Below are 17,502 nucleotides of genomic sequence, written 5' to 3'. Positions count from 1 at the left end.
AGGGGGTATAGCCTCGCGCCGCATAGGTGATGCAGCGATAGCGTCGGGAGAAGAAGCGCATCTGCGCCTCCCAGGACCGATGGTCGCCGGCATATTCATGCACGAAAACCATGGGGGTGCCGCTGCCGGCCTCCTCATAATGCAGGCTTACCCCATCATCGGTCTGCAGCGTCGGCATGGCTTCGGTATCCCAGTCTGCGAAGCCCGGATCGTGCCGCCCGAATCCCCCCGCCGCAAGCCGCCCCCGCCTTGACAGTGCGAGGGGTCGAGCGCATCTGCAATCCGGACCCAACGGGTCCCCTTTCAACGACCAGGGAGTTTTCGCCGGGTGTTGCGGGTTTCGAAATTCACCGACTACGCCGTGGTGGTGCTGTCCCGGCTGGAGGCTGAGGGCGGGGTGCAGACCGCGCCCGGCCTCGCCGCCGGCACCGGCATCGCCGAGCCCACGGTGGCCAAGGTGTTGAAAATGCTGTCCCAGGCCGGGCTGGTCGAGGGGCTGCGTGGCGCCCGCGGCGGCTACCGCCTGCTGCGCCCGCTGGCCTCCCTCGGACTGTCCGAGGTGATCGTGGCGGTGGACGGCCCGATCGCGCTGACGGCCTGCGTCGATGGCGGATTCGGCCTCTGCGAGGCGGAGCACACCTGCCCCGTCCGCGGGCGGTGGGACCCGGTGAACGCGGCCATCAAGGGCGCCTTGTCCGCCATCATGGTCAGCGAGATCGCCTCCCCGCCCGTCATCCGCCGTGCCCATCCCGTGCCTGTTCTCGTCGCCGAGTAGGATCAGCCTCATGGCAGCCGTTACCGAAACCATCGAAGCCGTCCAGGCCGTCAATGACGGCGGGTACAAATGGGGCTTCGAGACCGATATCGAGATGGACTTCGCGCCCAAGGGGCTGAACGAGGATATCGTTCGCTTCATCAGCGCGAAGAAGAAGGAGCCGTCCTGGCTGCTCGACTGGCGGCTGAAGGCCTATCGCCATTGGCTGACCATGGAAGTGCCGCATTGGGCCGCCGTGACGCATCCGCCGATCGATTTCCAGGACGCCTATTACTACGCCGCGCCGAAGCAGGGCCCGAAGTCGCTGGATGAGGTCGATCCGGAGCTGCTGAAGACCTACGCCAAGCTCGGCATTCCGCTCAAGGAGCAGGCCATCCTGGCCGGCGTCGAAGGCGCGGGCGACAGCCCGTCCGATAGCGGGCGCATGCCGATCGCGGTGGATGCGGTGTTCGACAGTGTCTCCGTCGCCACCTCCTACAAGGAGCGGCTGGCGAAGGACGGCATCATCTTCTGCGCGATCAGTGAGGCGGTGCAGACGCATCCCGAGCTGATCAAGCAGTATCTCGGTTCCGTCGTGCCGCAGGGCGACAACTACTACGCCGCGCTGAACAGCGCCGTCTTCACCGATGGCAGCTTCGTCTACATCCCGAAGGGCGTGCGCTGCCCGATGGAGCTGTCCACCTACTTCCGCATCAATGCGAAGAGCACGGGGCAGTTTGAACGCACGCTGATCATCGCCGATGAGGGCAGCACGGTCAGCTACCTCGAGGGCTGCACCGCGCCGATGCGCGATGAGAACCAGCTGCATGCGGCGGTGGTGGAGCTCGTCGCGCTGGATGACGCCAGCATCAAGTACAGCACGGTCCAGAACTGGTATCCGGGCGATGCGGAGGGCAAGGGCGGCATCTACAACTTCGTCACCAAGCGCGCCGCCTGCCGCGGCAAGCGCAGCAAGGTGTCCTGGACGCAGGTGGAGACCGGTTCCGCCATCACCTGGAAGTACCCGTCCTGCCTGTTGATCGGTGATGACAGCGTAGGTGAGTTCTATTCGGTGGCGATCACCAACAACCGCCAGCAGGCCGATACCGGCACCAAGATGTTCCACATCGGTGCGCGCACGCGCAGCACCATCGTGAGCAAGGGCATCAGCGCTGGCCGTGGCCAGAACACCTATCGCGGCCTGGTGAAGATCAGCCCGAAGGCGACGGGCGCGCGCAATTTCACGCAGTGCGACAGCCTGCTGATCGGCGACCAGTGCGGCGCGCATACCGTGCCGTATATCGAAAACCGCTGCATGACGGCGAAGGTGGAACACGAAGCCACCACCAGCCGCATCGCGGAGGATCAGCTGTTCTACTGCCGCTCCCGCGGCCTGTCGCAGGAAGACGCGGTTGGCATGATCGTCAACGGCTTCTGCCGCGAGGTGCTGAAGGAGCTGCCGATGGAATTCGCCGTGGAAGCGCAGAAGCTGCTGCAGATCAGTCTCGAAGGGTCGGTTGGTTAACATGCTCAAGATCGAAAACCTGCACGCCAGCATTGATGGCAAGTCCATCCTGAATGGGCTGACGCTGGAAATTCCGGCGGGCGAGATCCACGCTGTCATGGGCCCCAACGGCTCCGGCAAATCCACGCTGAGCTACGTGCTCGCGGGGCGGGAGGGCTATGAGGTGACGGAAGGCTCCGTCACCTTCGGCGACATCGACCTGCTGGCGATGGAGCCGGAGGAGCGTGCCGTGGCCGGCGTGTTCCTGGCCTTCCAGGCCCCGGTGGAACTGCCCGGCGTGGGCAACGCCAACTTCCTGCGCACGGCGCTGAACGCCGTGCGCCGCGCCAAGGGCGAGGCGGAGATCGACGCGATCCAGTTCCTCAAGCTGGCGCGCGCCCGCATGAAGGTGCTGAACATGCCGGACGACATGCTGAAGCGGCCGGTGAATGTCGGCTTCTCCGGCGGCGAGAAGAAGCGCAACGAGATGCTGCAGATGGCGCTGCTGTCGCCGAAGCTGGCGCTGCTGGACGAGACCGATAGCGGCCTCGACATCGATGCGCTGAAGCTGGTGTCGGATACGGTGAACAGCCTGCGCGGGCCGGACTTCTCCGCGCTGGTCATCACCCATTACCAGCGCCTGCTGAACCACATCGTGCCGGACCGCGTGCATGTGCTGTCCGCCGGCCGGATCATCAAATCCGGTGGGCCGGAACTGGCGCAGGAACTCGAAGCCTCCGGCTACGGCGCCATCCAGGCTGCCGCGGCATGACCGCCGTGAGCAGCACCGGCCCGGCTGCCTTCCTGGGCCGGCACGAAGGGCTGCGCGGGCGGCTGCCCGGCGCGGCGCTGCCGTGGGTGGAGGCGCTGCGCGACCGCAGCGCGGCCGCCTTCCGCGCCCAAGGCTTCCCGACGCGGCGGGTTGAGGCGTGGAAATACACCGACCTCGCCGTGGTCAATGCCAGCGTCTTCGGCGAACCGCTGACCGGGGTGGATGACGCGCTGGCCCTGCCGGCGGCCACGAACCCGCGCGCCGTCTTCATCGATGGCCGCTTCCGCGCCGATCTCTCGACGCTCGATGGCCTGGCCTATGCGGTGGAGAACCTGGCCACGGCCCTGCCGCAATTGGAATCCCGCCTCGGCGCCCTGGTGCGGCCGGAGGAGCAGGCGCTGGCCGCGCTGAACGGCATGCTGTTCGAGGATGGGCTGGTGGTGACGGTGCCGGATGGCGTCGAAGCCGGCGTGCTGGAACTGGTCTCCTACGCGACGGAAAGCGAGCGCGCGCCGGCCTTCCACCCGCGCCATCTGGTGCGGCTCGGTGCCAATGCGTCCCTCACTTTGGTGGAGACCGCCGCCGGTCCCGCCACCGCGCGCTACATGCACAACCCGGTCTTCGAGATCGAGGTCGCCGAAGGCGGGCGGATGAATCATGGCCGGCTGCAGCAGGAAGGCCGCGACGCCTTCTTCCTGTCCACCGTCTATGCCCGCGTGCAGGAAGGCGGCACCTACGACAATTTTACGCTCAATGCCGGCTCGCGGCTGGCGCGCAATGAGATTCACGTGGCGCTGTGCGGCCCCAAGGCTGAATGCCACATGAACGGCGTGCAGCTTCTGGCCGATGGGCAGCACGCGGACACCACCACGGCGCTGGACCACGCGGCACCCAATTGCTCGTCGCGCCAGACCTACAAGACGGTGCTGTCCGGCAAGTCGCGCGGCGTGTTCCAGGGCAAGATCCTGGTGCGGCAGATCGCGCAGAAGACCGATGGCTACCAGATGAACCAGGCGCTGCTGCTGTCCCCGGATGCCGAGATCGACAGCAAGCCGCAGCTGGAAATCTACGCCGATGACGTGAAGTGCAGCCACGGCGCCACGGTGGGCGAGCTGGATGCCGAGCAGATTTTCTTCCTGCGCTCCCGCGGCATTCCGCTGGAACAGGCCAAGGCCATCCTGGTCGAGGCCTTCCTGACGGAGGCAGTGGAAGCCGTGGCGGATGAGGCAATCAGGGATGCGCTGTCGGGCGCCGTCACCGGCTGGTGGCAGCGCCAGGGCATCCAGGGCGGGATCGAGGTCGCGTGATGGACGGGCATGTCGCACCAAGGTTGAACCTGGATGCGGTGCGGGCGGATTTCCCGATCCTGGCGGAGAAGGTGCGCGGCAAGCCCTTCACCTTCCTCGACAGCGGCGCCTCCGCCCAGAAGCCGCGCCAGGTGATCGGCGCGATGGTGCGGATGATGGAGACGGCCTACGCCAACGTCCATCGCGGCGCCTACCACATGAGCGAACAGGCGACGGAAGCCTATGAGGCCGCGCGCGGCGCCGTGGCGCGCTTCCTCAACGCCGGCGATGTTCGCGAGATCATCTTCACCGGCAGCAGCACCAACGCCATAAATCTGGTGGCGCACAGCTACGGTCGCGGCGTGATGAAGCCGGGACAGGCGGTGGTGATCTCCGAGATGGAACACCACGCCAACATCGTGCCCTGGCAGATGGCGCGCGACGCCGTGGGGATCGAGCTGCGGGTCTGCCGCATCACCGATAGTGGTGAGCTGGACCTCGACGACCTCGCGGCGAAGCTGGCCGATGGCAAGGTTGGCCTGGTCGCGGTGACGCATATGTCCAACGTGCTCGGCACCGTCACACCGGCCGCGCAGATCGCCCGCATGGCGCATGAGGCGGGTGCGAAGGTGCTGTTCGATGGCAGCCAGGCCGCGGTGCATCGCCGCGTCGATGTGCGCGAGATCGATGCGGATTTCTACGTCTTCACCGGCCACAAGCTGTACGGCCCGACCGGCATCGGCGTGCTCTACGCCAAGGGCGAATTGCAGGAGGCGATGCCCCCCTTCCTCGGCGGCGGCGACATGATCGCCGAAGTGTTCTTCGAGAAGTCGGTCTGGGCGCCCTATCCGGCGAAGTTCGAGGCCGGCACCCCGCCGATCATCGAGGCCATCGGCCTGCACGCCGCGATCGACTACGTGAATGCCATCGGCATGTCGGCGATCGAGGCGCATGAGCGCGCTTTGGTCGACCGCGCCATGGCCCGCCTGCCGCAGATCGAGGGTGTGACCCTGCTCGGCCGCGCGCAGGATCGTGGCGGCGTCTTCGCCTTCGCGATCGATACGGCGCATGCGCATGACGTGGCGACGCTGCTGGACCGCGCCGGCATCGCCGTCCGCTCCGGCCGCCATTGCGCGGAGCCGCTGCATGAGCGGTTCGGCGTTGAGAGCACCTGCCGCGCCTCCTTCGGCCTCTACACCACGCCGGCGGAGGTCGATCTGCTGGCCGATGCGCTGCACCAGGCGCGGGAGTTCTTTCGATGAGTGGTGGTCTTTTCGATGACCTGCGTGACCTGTACCAGGAGGTCATCCTCGATCACGGCCGCAAGCCGCGCAATTTCCGGCGGCTGGACGATGCGGACCGAACCGCGCGCGGGGACAACCCGATGTGCGGCGACCGCATGGAATTGTTCGTAAAGCTCGCCCCGGATGGCCATATCGAGGATGCGACCTTCGAGGGCCGCGGCTGCGCCATCTCCATGGCCAGCGCTTCGCTCATGACGGATACCGTCAAGGGCAAGACCCAGGCGCAGGCGCGGCAGATGGGCGAGAATTTCCGGGCCCTGGCGATGACCGGGGTCTGCCCGGATTGCGGCGGCGACATCGCGGACGACATGGAACGCCTGGCGCCGCTGTCCGGCGTGCATGACTTTCCGAGCCGCGTGAAATGCGCGACGCTGGCCTGGCACACGCTGAACGCGGCGCTGGATGGCGGCGCGAAGGAGGCGAGCAGTGAGTGAAACGCCGACAGTACCCGTCCACGGTGCCTGGACCCCCGAAGGTGGCTCGGAGCCTCCCGTGCGGGTGAATGAGGATGCGGTGGTCTCCGTGCTGAAGACCGTCTTCGACCCGGAAATCCCGGTCGATATCTACGAACTCGGCCTGATCTACGCCGTCGAGATCGCCGATGATGGCCATGTGAAGGTGGAGATGACGCTCACCACCCCCTCCTGCCCCTCGGCGCAGGAATTGCCGGCGCAGGCGGAAGAAGCCGTGCGCGCCGTGCCGGGCGTGACGGATGTGACCGTCGAAGTCGTCTGGGACCCGCCCTGGGACCAGAGCCGGATGAGCGAAGACGCGCGCCTCGCGTTGAACATGTATTGAGGGAGGCCCACGGCATGAGCACCACCACCGAAACCCGCCCGCGCCGCGCCCTGCCGCCGCTGATGGGCCTGTCGGATGCCGCCGCCGAACGCCTGCGCGGCCTGTATGCCACCGGCGAGGCCGGCAAGACCCTGCGCGTCGCGGTGAAGACCAAGGGCTGCTCCGGCATGGCCTATGACCTGACCTGGGTCGATGGCCCGGGTCCGGGGGATGAGGTCGTGACGGATAAGGGCGTCACCGTGGTCGTGGACCGCAAGGCGACCCTGTTCCTGATCGGCACCGTCATGGATTACGAGGTGAAGGCCATGTCCGCCGGCTTCACCTTCACCAATCCGAATGAGAAGGGCCGCTGCGGCTGCGGCGAGAGCTTCCACGTCTGACGCCGCCGCCCCGCCGATGCAGGGCCGGGATGAAATTTTCGCGCATCGCCCCCGGCCCGGGACGCGCCTAGCATCGTCCCATGAGCACTGATCCCGCGACCGAGCTGCTGCCTCCGCTGGTCGAGGAGGGTTTCATCCATCTGCACGCCGCCGAGACCGCGGCGCAGATCCCGGCCGCCACGCTGGCTGATTTTCCCGCCTTTGCCGCGAGCTGGGATGGCATGTCGCTCGACCGGCACATGGCCGATGGCGGCCGCTACCGCCGCCGCCGCCACGCCGTGCTCTCCGCCCGCGCCGGCACGCCGGGCCTGGTGCGGGAGGCGGATGCGCCGCATTTCCAGGCGGTGGACCACAACCCGCTGAATGGCGGCGTCGAGCGCCATTTCGAGCCGATTCCCCAGGCCATCACCCAGGGCGCCGCCTTCGCCGGCCTCGCCGAATGGGCCCGCCAGGCCTTCGACCGCGCCGATCCGGGCCAGGATTGGCATGTCGAGGCGCATCAGTTCCGGATCGAGGCCGCCCCCGATTCGGCCGGCCGCCCGACGCCGGAAGGCATGCACCGGGACGGCGTGAATTGGGTGCTGGTGCTGCTGGTGCGGCGGGAGAATGTGGATGAGGGCGTGACGGAAATCGCCACCCCCGAAGGCCGCCGCCTCGGCGCCTTCACCTTGACCGATCCGCTGGATGCCGTGCTGCTGGACGACCACCGCATCCTGCATGGCGTCACGCCCGTCACGCCGCATGACCCGGCGCGGCCGGCCTGGCGGGATGTGCTGGTGCTGACCTTCAAGCGCCGCGGCTGATCCGGCCGGCGGGCCGCGTCAACCAATCCTCCTTGACCTGCGCACAAATGGGCGCCGCGCCAAGTGGCGCGCCGCCAAGCGAAGCGCCGGCGCGTGAGGGCGGATCGGCACGATCCGCAGGATTGGCTCTATCCCTCCGCCGCCAGCACCACCAGCACGCGCGCCCGCTCCGCGCCCAGCGATCGCGTCCGGTGCGGCCGGCGCGCGTCGAAGCGCAGCGTATCGCCGCATTCCAGCACCAGCGTCTCCGTCTCGAACAGGATCTCCATCCGGCCGGACAGGACGTGCAGCAATTCCTCCCCCGCATGGGTGGACTGGTCCTGCGCCGGCCGCGCTTCCATCGGGGGCCACATCTCGATCGCGATGAGGCGCCCCGGCCCGCCGGGCAGCAGCGGGCGCAGATGCAGCGCCTCCGTCGGCGGGGAGGCTGGCCGCGCCGCGACCCGCGCCACATCCGCCACCTGGCTGCGCGCGCCGCCGGAGGCCAGCAACTGGCCCACCGGCACGCCCAGCGCCTCCGCAATGCGGAACACCGTGCCGATCGAGGGCTGGCCGACGCCACGCTCCACCTTGGAAAGATAGCCCTTGGTCAGCCCGGTCGCGGCCGCCAGGCCGGCCAGGCTCAGCCCGGCGGCGAGGCGCTGCGCCCGCAGCCGGCTTGCCAGCCGGGCCTGGTCTTCATCCGGCGCTTCGAGCGGCGCCTCTGCCCTGGGCGCCTGGTTTTCGGTTGACGGCACGGTTTCCTCTCAGGATACTTGTTTCCACACAGGAAACCCGGACAGCCTAGCACGGGCTCAACCGGAGAGGCATCACCGCGCGAAGGACCGACCGACATGACAATGCACCGTCCGCTCTCCCGCCGCCTGCTGCTCGGCGCCACTGCCGGCCTGGCCGCGCCGAATCTGGCGCAGGCCCAGGGTTTTCCTGCCGGCCGCCCGGTGCGGCTGGTGGTGCCCTTCGGCCCCGGCGGCATCACGGATCTCGTGGCGCGCGTGGTGGCGGAACGCGCCTCGGCCATCCTCGGCGCACCGATCGTGGTGGAGAACCGGGCCGGCGCGAATGGCAACATCGCCGGGGATTTCGTCGCCAAGGCGGCGCCGGATGGCCACACGCTGCTGATGGCCGCGCTCGCCATGTTCTCGGTCAACCCGGTCATCTACCCGTCCATGCCCTATGACCCAGCGCGGGATTTCGAGCCGGTGATCGGCATTGGCAGCACGCCGCATATCCTGGTGGCGCACCCCTCCGTCGGCGCCGCCGACCTCGCCGCGCTGATCGCAGCGGCGAAGGCGCAGCCGGAGGCGCTGAGCTATGGCACGGCCGGCGCCGGCAGCTCGCCGCATCTCACCCTGCTCGCCTTCCAGAATGCCACCGGCGCGAAGCTGCTGGAGGTGCATTTCCGCTCCGGCTCGGCCAGCGTGCAATCCGTGCTGGGCGGCCAGGTCTCGATGACGGCGGAAGCGACGCCGGTGGTCATCGCCCATATCCAGGCCGGCACGCTGCGCGCCTATGCGGTGGCCTCGCCCGAGCGGGTGGGGCTGCTGCCGGATGTACCGACGGCGGCGGAGGCGGGCTTGCCCGGGCTGGAGAATGGCTCCACCTCCGGCGTCGTCGCCCCGCGCGGCACCCCGGCCCCGGTGCTCGCCAGGCTGAACCAGGTCTTCGCCGAGGCGCTGCGTGCGCCGGAGACGCAGGCGCGGCTGCAGCAGCAGGGCACGCTGCCGCTGGGTGGCACCGGCGCGGAGTTCCGGGCACTTGTGGACCGGGAAGTGACGCGCTGGCGTCCGCTGCTGGCGGGCGTGACCGCGGGTTGAGTGAGAGAGGGAAACGCAAGTGACAACAACCTACCCCTGGGCCGGCCGTCTGATCGCCGCCTACATCGCCGAGCAGGCCTCCATGGAAATGGAGGAACTGCCGGAAGCGCGGATGATCGAGGGCGTCGGCATCGAGGGCGACCGCTACGCCACCGGCCGCGGCACCTACAGCTACAAGCCGCATGAGGACCGGCAATGCACGCTGATCGAGATGGAAACGCTCGACGCGCTGCGCCGCGACCATGGCCTGACGCTGGAGCCGCATGAAAGCCGCCGCAATCTGACGACCCAGGGCGTGCCTCTGAACCACCTGGTCGGCCGGCATTTCCGGGTGGGGGAGGTGGTGCTGTTCGGCGGCCGCCTGAACGTGCCCTGCAAATACCTGGACGATCTGCTCGGCCGCCCGCTGTTCAACCCGCTGCTGAACCGCTCCGGCCTGAATTGCCGCATCATCAAGGGCGGCACCATCCGCCCCGGCGACGCCATCGAGCCGGTCTGACCAGCGGATGAAGCTGCTGATGGCGGTGGAGGTGGTGGCGCGCCGGCAGGTGACGGCGGCCGTGGTGCAGATCACCCTGCGCCCGGCGAAGCGCGCCGCCTTCCCGCCCTTCCGTGGCGGGGCGCATACCATCCTGGTGCTGCCGGATGGCAGGCGGCGGCTCTATTCGCTGACCTCGAACCCGGAACAGCCGGAGCTGTGGCAGATTGCGGTGCTGCGGGAGCCGGCCGGCCAGGGCGGCAGCGCCTGGCTGCATGATGAAGCGGCCATCGGCACCAGGCTGCTCGCCAGCCATCCGCAGCAGGGATTCGGCCTTGCAGCGGAGGCCCGGCGCCACATCCTGGTGGCGGGCGGCATCGGCATCACGCCCTTCCTGTCCATGCTGCCGGAGCTGCGCCGGTCAGGCGCAGATTACGTCCTGCATTTCTGCGCCCGCAGCGCCGCCGAGGCGCCCTTCCTGCCGGAGCTTCAGGCCGAATGCGGCGACCGCCTGCGTCCCTGGATCTCCGAACGGCTCGACCTGCCGCGCCTGCTGGCCGATTCCGCCCCCGGCACCCACGCCTATTGCTGCGGCCCGGCGCGGATGCTGCAGGGTTTCGCGGAAGCCTCGGCGCATTGGCCGGAGGGCACCACCCATGTCGAGCATTTCGCCGGCATCCCGCGCGCCGAGGCGCAGCAGGGCGAGGCGTTCGAGGTGGAGATCGCCTCCTCCGGCGCCATCCTGCCCATCCCCGTCGATCGCAGCCTGCTGGAGGTGCTGCGCGCGGCGGGGCATGGCGTGGATGCCGCCTGCGAATACGGCGCCTGCGGCAGTTGCGTGGTGGCGGTGGAATCCGGCCAGCCGCTGCACCGCGATGTCTGCCTCTCCCCGGCCGCACGCGAACGGTCGATGACCGCCTGCGTCTCGCGCGGCAAGGGCCGGTTGCGGCTGGCGCTGTAGTTCAGCCCTTGCCGCCGCGCGCCTTCCCGCCCTTGCGCCCGGCTTCCGCAGCGCGCGCCGGGTTGTTCGCGAAATTGTTCGGGTCCTTGTCCTTGCCCGCGCCGACCGTGTCCTGCGACACGCCCTTCTGGCCCTCGGCACCGCTGGACTTGGTCTGGTTCGCCTGCTGCTGCGCCATGCTGACTGGCCTCCCTTCACGGCCGCCGGATCCTGCTGTCGGGCGGGTTTCTGGAACGCGGCGCACGGCGCGCGGGTTCGGCTGCGGCAGCGTATTGACCCACCGGCCGGACTGGGCGATTCCCACATTATGAGCTTTCATGTCCTGGTCACCGCCCCCCGGCTTGAGCCCGCCGGCCTGTCCCTGCTGGAAGACGCCGGCTGCCAGGTGGATTTCGTCACCGCGGAAGGCGGCAGGGCGGAGCTGGAGCGGAAGCTGGCGACGCAGCCCGTGCAGGGCGTCATCTCCCGCTTCCTGCCGATCGGTGGCGCCGCCATCACCAGTTGCCCGACCTTGCGCGTCATCTCCCGCGCCGCGGTCGGCTACGACCTGATCGACGTGCCCGCCGCCACCGCGCGCGGCATCCCGGTGCTGACGGCGGTGGGCGCCAATGCGCAATCCGTGGCGGAATACAGCCTGGGCCTGATCCTGGCGGTTGCCCGCAACATCCCCCGCCACAATGCCGCAACCCAGGCCGGCGGCTGGGAACGCACCCGCATCGGGCTGGAACTGCATGGCAGGCGGCTCGGCCTGGTCGGCTATGGCCGCATCGCGCAGGGCCTGGCGCGGATGGCGCTGGCCATCGGCATGAAGGTTTCCGCCTACAGCCCGAACCTGGCGCGGCGCGGCGACATCGCCCCGGTCACCGCGGCACCCTCGCTGCATGCGCTGCTGGCGCAATCCGACGTGGTGTCGCTGCACGCGCCGCTGAGCGCCGGGACGCGCCAGATGATCGGTGCCGCCGAACTGGCGCTGCTGGGGCCGGAAGCGATCCTGGTGAATACCGGCCGCGGCGGCCTGATCGATGAGGCCGCGCTGGCCGAGGTGCTGCGCGAGGGCCGGATCTACGGCGCCGGCCTCGATGTGCTGTCCACGGAACCACCGCCGCCTGGCGGCAACCCGCTGGTCGGTGCGCCGAACACCGTGCTCAGCCCGCATATGGGGGCCGCCACCACCGTCGCCCGCAGCGCCACCGCGAAGGCCGCCGCGATCCATGTCCTGGCCGCCCTGCGCGGGCAGGCGCTGCCGGAGGGCGCCTGCGTCAACCCGGAGGCGCTGGCGCGCTAGAGTCTGTCAGGCGCAGACATCAGCGCCTCACAGACTCTACCCTATTGTTTTATCGTGTGATTCACGTCTTTCGGCGATTCCGCCTTAGACGATCACACTCTCGGCGGCGCCGCGCCTTACGCCAGCGGCACCAGCCGGTAGCCGCTGCCGGCGCGCTCCACCATGCCGGTCGCCGGCATCGGGAAGTGGTAGCCGACCACCGCAATCCGGTCCGTCGCCACCTGGTCCAGCAGCCGCTTGCGGGTGGCCACCGCCATGGTCGGGTCCATGTCGAACACCGGGTACCATTCCGGATTGGCCATGAAGAGGGCCGGCGTGGTCACGGCATCGCCGATCACCAGCAACTGCGCCGCGCCGTCGGCGACCAGGAAGGAAACATGCCCGGGCGAATGCCCATGGGTGGCGAGGGCGGTGACCCCCGGCGCCACCTGCGCCCCGGGCGCGAAGCGGGTGATGCGGCCCTCATAGGGGGCGAAGCGGCGGCGGGCATTGGCGAAGCCGGGGCGCCGCGCCGGGGTGGCGCGGGATTCCTCGGCCGGGTCCATCCAGAAATTCCACTCGATCTCCGGCACGGCGATGCGCGCATTCGGGAAGGCGGCGCTGCCATCGGCCGCCAGCAGCCCGCCGATATGGTCGCCGTGGAAATGCGTATGGGCGATCAGCACCACCTCCGCCGGGTCCAGCCCCGCATTGCGCATGTTCACCATCAGCGCCGGCGTCGCCCCGGTGCCGACATCGAGCGCCACCAGCCCGGCGGGCGTGCGGAGGATGGTGACGTTGTAGGGGTTCACCAGCGCCGGGCCGGGCTGGCCGGCGGCCTGCAGGGCCGCCGCCACCTGTGCCGGCTCCGCATTCATCACGAAGCCCTGGGTGGCGTCGGGCCGGGTGGCGGCGCCGTCATTCACCACGGTGGCGCGCAGGCCGCCGATCATCACGTGCCGGAAGGCCGGGGTGATGGCGGGGCTTTGCGCGGCGGCGGGCAGGGCGGGGGCCAGCGCGGCGGCGGTGCCGGCGGCCAGCAGGGTGCGACGATCGATCATGCTCATTCCCCTCAGACGGAAGCGGCCCAATCGGCCGGCACGAAGCGGTAGCCTTCGCCTTCCTTGGCGATGTAGCCGGTGGCGGGGAAGGGGAAGTGGTAGCCGCTGACGCGGATGCGGTCCGTCGCCACCATGTCGAACACCCGCCGCCGCGTGGCTTCCGCCGCCGCGCCGTCGAAATCGAAGGCGACGCGGAAATCCGGGCGGCGGGCGAACAGCTCCGGCCGGTTGGTCAGGTCTGCCAGGAAGATCATCTGGTCCTGGCCATCGGCGATCCGGTAGATGGTGTGGCCCGGCGTATGGCCATGGGCGGCGATGGCGGTCACGCCCGGCACCGGCTCCGCCCCATCGGCGATCTGCCGCACCTTGCCCTGGTAGGGGGCGAAGCGCCGCGCCGCATTGGCAAAAGTGCCGCGCTGGCCTTCCGGGCTGCGGCTTTCATTGCCGGTATCGCTCCACCAGGCCCATTCGGCGGCCGGCACCACGATCTCCGCATTCGGGAAGGCGGCGCTGCCATCGGCGTTCAGCAGGCCATTCACATGGTCGCCGTGGAAATGGCTGAACACCACGGTGGTGACACGCGCCGGGTCCAGCCCCGCCGCCCGCATATTGGCCCCCAGCAGCCCGACCGTGGCGCCGGCCGGCTGCGCGCCATTGCCGGTGTCGAACAGCACCAGGCCGCCTGGCGTCTCCAGGCAGGTCAGGGTGAAGGGGATGCGGATGGTCTCGGTCGGCAGGAAGCTCTCGGCCAGCACCCGCTGCACCTCGGCCAGCGGTGTCGCCGGCACGAAGCCCTGCGCCAGCGGGACGGCGCGGCTGCCATCATGCAGCATGGTCACGGTGCGGGCGCCGAGGCGGAAGCGGAAGAAGCCCGGCGCCTGCGCCAGCGGTTCAGGCTGGGCCGGGGCGCCCTGGGCGAGGGCGGGCGTGGCGCGCCACAGCGCGGGTGCAGCCAGGGCGCCGGCGGCGCCCAGCATCAGGTGACGGCGATCCATGGAAGCCTCCCGCTTCGTTCCCGCGTGAGGTTGGATGAAGGGTTGCCGTTGCAACCCCCCGGCCAGCGCCCCGCGCAACGATCTTTCGTGAGCGGGCCGTTCCCTCAGCGCCGGAAGCTGACGACCGATTCCAGATGCGGCGACCAGCGGAACTGGTCCACCGGTACGGCGGAGGTCACCTTGAAGCCGGCCTTGACCAATGTTGCCGCATCGCGCGCCAGCGCCACCGGGTTGCAGGAGACATAGACCACCACCGGCACCGTGCTGCGGGTGATCTGCGCCACCTGCTCCACCGCGCCATTATAGGGCGGGTCCAGCACCACGGCGCCAAACTTGTTCAGCTCCGCCGGCAGCAGCGGGCGATAGGCCAGGTCGCGGCGGATCGCCTCCACCTGGCCGCCCGCCTTGCGCGCCGCGGCATCGAGTGCGGCAACCGCCGCCGCATCCCCCTCAAAGGCCGCGACGCGGCCACGGGCGGCAAGCGGGAAGGACAGGGTGCCAATGCCGGCATAGAGATCCGCGATGCGCGCCCGCACCGGCAGCTTCTGCAAGGCGAGCCCCGCCATGACCGCCGCGATGATCGCCGCCTCCCCCTCCGGCGCCGCCTGCAGGAAGGCGCCCGGCGCCGGCGCGACGGCCGCGCCCGACAGCTCCAGCCACACCGGCCCGGCCTGCGCGGCATTCTCCACGATGCCGTCCTTCAGCGCCCAGGCGATGCGCGGAATGCCATGCGCGGTGCCGAAGGCCGCCAGCATCGCGCGCTGGGCGGCATCGATCGGCCCATCCGTGCGCAGCAGCAGATCCGGGCCACTATCCAGCAGGTTCAGCACGGCCGAGCCTTCCCGCTTCAACGCCGTCATCCGTCGCAGCAATTCGCGCAGCGGCCGGAACAGCGCCACAAGCCGGGGGTCGAGCACATGGCAGGTGGACAGATCCGCCACCGCCGCGCTGCCGCGCTGGTGGAAGCCGAGCGCCATCGCGCCGCCCTGCAGCCGCTTCAGCGCCAGATCGGCGCGGCGGCGCGTATTCGGCGCCGCGATCACCAGCTCCGCCACCACCGCATCCGGCTGCCCGGCGCGCTCCAGCGCCTCCACCAGCCGGGCGCGCTTCCATGCCGCATAGGCCGGCATCGCCCAATGTTGCAGCGCGCAGGCGCCGCATTCGGTCAGGAAATGCGGGCAGGGGGGCGCCACGCGATCCGGGCTGGCTTGCAGGATCTCCGTCACCTCGGCCGCCTGGCCCTCGCCGCGCCGCCCCAAGGGCCGGGCCAGGATGCGTTCACCCGGCAGCGCCCCGGCGACGAAAAGCGGCCCCTCCGGCGTCTCCACCACGCCATCGCCGGCCGAACCCAGCCGGTCGATCGTGACCTCGCGCAACGGTTGCATCGCGGCGGACTGGGTGCGATGGGGGTCCGAACCAGGACGGGGCTCCATGCTCGACAAGTTGCTTTCCCTGCTGCGTGCGCGGCTCCGCCGTCGGAGCGACTGGTATTATCTGGGCAATGGGGTGGGTTTGGCCCTCACCCACTTCGGCCGCAAGATCTTCCTGCCCGGTGGCGATGCGGGCATGACGCCGGAGATCATCCTGAGCGGGACGTGGGAGCCGCATGTGGAAGCGGTGCTGCGCCGCGTCCTCAAGCCCGGGATGCAGGTGGCCGAGGTCGGCGCCAGCCTCGGTTTCCACACGCTGGTGATGGCGGAGGCCGTCGGCCCCACCGGCCATATCCATGCCTTCGAGCCCTATCCCAAGGTGCTGCCCCTGCTGCGGAACACCCTGGCCAGCAACCGGTTCCAGGGGCGCGTGACGCTGCGCGAGGTCGCGGTGCTGCACGCCCCCGGCGACGTGCATTTCGCCGCCGACCCGTCGCAGGCCGGCAGCGCGCATCTGGCGATTCCGGTGGCGGCTCCGAGCTATACCGAAAGCTTCGCCGTGCCCGCGACAAGGCTGGACGATGCGCTGGCCGATGTACCGGTGCTCGACCTGCTGCGGATGGATTCGGAAGGCACCGAGGGGCTGGTGCTGCTCGGCGCGCAGGAGATCATGGAACGCTCGCCGAGGCTGGTGGTGGTGATGGAATGGTCGCCCGCCATGCTGGCCGCCCGCGGCGATGTGGCGGAGCTGGCGAACTGGATCGCGGCGCTGGGCTTCCGCTGCCAGCGCATCGAGCGCCAGGGCGTGCTGACCCCGGTGACGGCGGCCGAGATGCCGAACCTGGCGCATTGCGACGTGGTGCTGAGCCGCGACGGCGTCGAAGTCTGACGCTTCCTGCAAGAAGCCGCCCGCCCTATGCTTTCGCGCCAGGGCTGCGGGCCTGGCGGCGACAGGGAGAGAGCGGCTGATGCTGCCGAGCGAGCTGACGGGCAAGTATGAGGCGCGCGGCACCCTCGGCGCCGGTGCCATGGGCACCGTGATCGACGCCTTCGACCGCATGATCGAACGCCGCGTCGCCGTGAAGCTGGTGCGCCTGCCCGCCGGCGACGATGCGGAGGCGCGCGAGGCGCATGCCCGCTTCCGGCGCGAGGCCCAGGCCGCCGGGCGGCTTTCCCACCCGAACATCGTCGGCGTCTTCGACTATGGCGAGAATGCCGACACCGCCTGGATCGTCATGGAGCTGGTCGAAGGCGGCACGCTGAAAGGCGTGATGGACCGCGGGGAGCGCCTGCCGGTGGCGCAGGTGGTCCGGCTGATGGACCAGATCCTCGGCGCGCTGGCCTATTCGCACGGCCGCGGCGTGGTGCACCGGGACATCAAGCCCGCCAATATCATGCTCACCGCTGATCCGGCGGGGCCGCAGGTGAAGATCGCGGATTTCGGCATCGCCCGGATCGAAAGCTCGACCATGACCCAGGTCGGCACCGTGATGGGCACGCCGAGCTACATGGCGCCGGAGCAACTGCGCGGCGAGCCGGTGGATGCGCGGGCCGATATCTGGGCCGCGGGCGTGCTGCTGTACCAGTTGCTGACCGGCGAGAAGCCCTTCGATGGCGGCTACAGCGCCCTGATGCACCGCGTGCTGAACACCGAGCCGCCGCCGCCGAGCCAATTGGCCGTCAGCGCGCCGCGCGGCTTCGATGCGGTGGTGGCGCGCGCCCTGGCGAAGCGCCCGGATGACCGCTTCCCCACCGCGAGCGCCTTCGCCGAGGCGATCCGCAGCGCGGGCGATACGGCGGAGCCGGCGGGGACGGGCTTTGCCGGGGCCGGCAAGCTGCCGGGGCTGGATGATGCGACGATGGTCGCGACCGCCAGCCGCGCCCCCGCGACCCCTGCGCCGCCGCCACCGCCGCCGCCGGCCAAATCCTCGGGCGGCGGCCTGAAATGGGCGCTGCTG

20 protein-coding genes are annotated in these 17,502 nt (G+C 69.7%); 15 read left to right on the top strand and 5 right to left on the bottom strand.

Annotated features, from left to right (window positions below; genetic code table 11):
- The first annotated feature begins 328 nt into the window (after positions 1-328).
- From Q8S40_RS12105 to Q8S40_RS12065, 9 genes are all read left to right on the top strand, one after another.
- Positions 329-775 (top strand): SUF system Fe-S cluster assembly regulator, encoded by a 447-nt coding sequence (locus Q8S40_RS12105; RefSeq protein WP_304808366.1) that lies wholly within the window; start codon positions 329-331, stop codon positions 773-775.
- Positions 776-785: 10 nt separating this feature from the next.
- Positions 786-2,279 carry a Fe-S cluster assembly protein SufB gene (gene sufB / locus Q8S40_RS12100; protein WP_305670599.1) on the top strand — a complete coding sequence of 498 codons (1,494 nt, stop codon included), beginning with the start codon at positions 786-788 and terminating at the stop codon, positions 2,277-2,279.
- Between the two features lies 1 nt (position 2,280).
- Positions 2,281-3,030, top strand: coding sequence for a Fe-S cluster assembly ATPase SufC (gene sufC / locus Q8S40_RS12095; RefSeq protein ID WP_305670598.1), 750 nt, complete (start codon positions 2,281-2,283; stop codon positions 3,028-3,030).
- Positions 3,027-4,337, top strand: coding sequence for a Fe-S cluster assembly protein SufD (sufD, locus tag Q8S40_RS12090; protein WP_305670597.1), 1,311 nt, complete (start codon positions 3,027-3,029; stop codon positions 4,335-4,337). The genes sufC and sufD overlap by 4 nt, the downstream gene beginning before the upstream one ends.
- A complete protein-coding gene (locus Q8S40_RS12085; protein ID WP_305670596.1) occupies positions 4,337-5,578 on the top strand; it encodes an aminotransferase class V-fold PLP-dependent enzyme in 1,242 nt (413 codons plus the stop codon). The genes sufD and Q8S40_RS12085 overlap by 1 nt, the downstream gene beginning before the upstream one ends.
- A complete protein-coding gene (gene sufU, locus Q8S40_RS12080) occupies positions 5,575-6,054 on the top strand; it encodes a Fe-S cluster assembly sulfur transfer protein SufU (RefSeq protein ID WP_305670595.1) in 480 nt (159 codons plus the stop codon). The genes Q8S40_RS12085 and sufU overlap by 4 nt, the downstream gene beginning before the upstream one ends.
- Positions 6,023-6,418 carry an SUF system Fe-S cluster assembly protein gene (locus Q8S40_RS12075; RefSeq protein ID WP_371136832.1) on the top strand — a complete coding sequence of 132 codons (396 nt, stop codon included), beginning with the start codon at positions 6,023-6,025 and terminating at the stop codon, positions 6,416-6,418. The genes sufU and Q8S40_RS12075 overlap by 32 nt, the downstream gene beginning before the upstream one ends.
- 14 nt (positions 6,419-6,432) lie before the next feature.
- Complete coding sequence (locus Q8S40_RS12070; protein WP_304808378.1) at positions 6,433-6,798, top strand: iron-sulfur cluster assembly accessory protein; 366 nt, start codon at positions 6,433-6,435, stop codon at positions 6,796-6,798.
- Positions 6,799-6,878: 80 nt separating this feature from the next.
- Positions 6,879-7,601, top strand: a complete 723-nt coding sequence (locus Q8S40_RS12065; RefSeq protein ID WP_304808380.1) for a 2OG-Fe dioxygenase family protein — start codon at positions 6,879-6,881, stop codon at positions 7,599-7,601.
- Between the two features lie 128 nt (positions 7,602-7,729).
- On the opposite strand, the gene Q8S40_RS12060 is transcribed toward Q8S40_RS12065, so the two are convergent.
- On the bottom strand, positions 7,730-8,338 hold the full coding sequence (locus Q8S40_RS12060) for a helix-turn-helix domain-containing protein (RefSeq protein ID WP_305670593.1): 609 nt from the start codon (positions 8,336-8,338) through the stop codon (positions 7,730-7,732).
- Positions 8,339-8,434: 96 nt separating this feature from the next.
- Here Q8S40_RS12060 and Q8S40_RS12055 point away from each other — a divergent pair, with 96 nt between their 5' ends.
- From Q8S40_RS12055 to Q8S40_RS12045, 3 genes are all read left to right on the top strand, one after another.
- Positions 8,435-9,415, top strand: coding sequence for a tripartite tricarboxylate transporter substrate binding protein (locus tag Q8S40_RS12055; protein WP_305670592.1), 981 nt, complete (start codon positions 8,435-8,437; stop codon positions 9,413-9,415).
- Between the two features lie 211 nt (positions 9,416-9,626).
- Complete coding sequence (locus Q8S40_RS25195; RefSeq protein WP_370690700.1) at positions 9,627-9,914, top strand: MOSC domain-containing protein; 288 nt, start codon at positions 9,627-9,629, stop codon at positions 9,912-9,914.
- Positions 9,915-9,921: 7 nt separating this feature from the next.
- Complete coding sequence (locus Q8S40_RS12045) at positions 9,922-10,854, top strand: PDR/VanB family oxidoreductase (RefSeq protein ID WP_305670590.1); 933 nt, start codon at positions 9,922-9,924, stop codon at positions 10,852-10,854.
- Between the two features lies 1 nt (position 10,855).
- Here the strand turns inward: Q8S40_RS12045 and Q8S40_RS12040 are convergent, their stop codons facing one another.
- Positions 10,856-11,032 carry a KGG domain-containing protein gene (locus Q8S40_RS12040; protein WP_305670589.1) on the bottom strand — a complete coding sequence of 59 codons (177 nt, stop codon included), beginning with the start codon at positions 11,030-11,032 and terminating at the stop codon, positions 10,856-10,858.
- A gap of 129 nt (positions 11,033-11,161) precedes the next feature.
- On the opposite strand from Q8S40_RS12040, the gene Q8S40_RS12035 reads away from it, so the two are divergent.
- Complete coding sequence (locus Q8S40_RS12035; RefSeq protein WP_305670588.1) at positions 11,162-12,139, top strand: NAD(P)-dependent oxidoreductase; 978 nt, start codon at positions 11,162-11,164, stop codon at positions 12,137-12,139.
- 116 nt (positions 12,140-12,255) lie between these two features.
- Here the strand turns inward: Q8S40_RS12035 and Q8S40_RS12030 are convergent, their stop codons facing one another.
- From Q8S40_RS12030 to Q8S40_RS12020, 3 genes are all read right to left on the bottom strand, one after another.
- The gene (locus tag Q8S40_RS12030) at positions 12,256-13,179 is read right to left on the bottom strand and encodes an MBL fold metallo-hydrolase (RefSeq protein ID WP_305670587.1); all 924 of its coding nucleotides are present in this window, start codon (positions 13,177-13,179) and stop codon (positions 12,256-12,258) included.
- Positions 13,180-13,190: 11 nt separating this feature from the next.
- Positions 13,191-14,174 (bottom strand): MBL fold metallo-hydrolase, encoded by a 984-nt coding sequence (locus Q8S40_RS12025; protein ID WP_305670586.1) that lies wholly within the window; start codon positions 14,172-14,174, stop codon positions 13,191-13,193.
- 104 nt (positions 14,175-14,278) lie between these two features.
- On the bottom strand, positions 14,279-15,559 hold the full coding sequence (locus Q8S40_RS12020; RefSeq protein ID WP_305670600.1) for a class I SAM-dependent RNA methyltransferase: 1,281 nt from the start codon (positions 15,557-15,559) through the stop codon (positions 14,279-14,281).
- 46 nt (positions 15,560-15,605) lie between these two features.
- On the opposite strand from Q8S40_RS12020, the gene Q8S40_RS12015 reads away from it, so the two are divergent.
- Both Q8S40_RS12015 and Q8S40_RS12010 read left to right on the top strand, forming a co-directional pair.
- Positions 15,606-16,433, top strand: coding sequence for an FkbM family methyltransferase (locus tag Q8S40_RS12015; RefSeq protein ID WP_304808395.1), 828 nt, complete (start codon positions 15,606-15,608; stop codon positions 16,431-16,433).
- Between the two features lie 79 nt (positions 16,434-16,512).
- Positions 16,513-17,502: serine/threonine-protein kinase (locus Q8S40_RS12010; protein ID WP_305670585.1), on the top strand; the 990-nt coding region annotated here is incomplete at its 3' end.

Origin of the sequence: Falsiroseomonas sp. (genome assembly GCF_030695085.1) — a bacterium.
Taxonomy (GTDB): Bacteria; Pseudomonadota; Alphaproteobacteria; order Acetobacterales; family Acetobacteraceae; genus Falsiroseomonas.
This window is presented reverse-complemented; position numbering and strand designations above follow the sequence as displayed.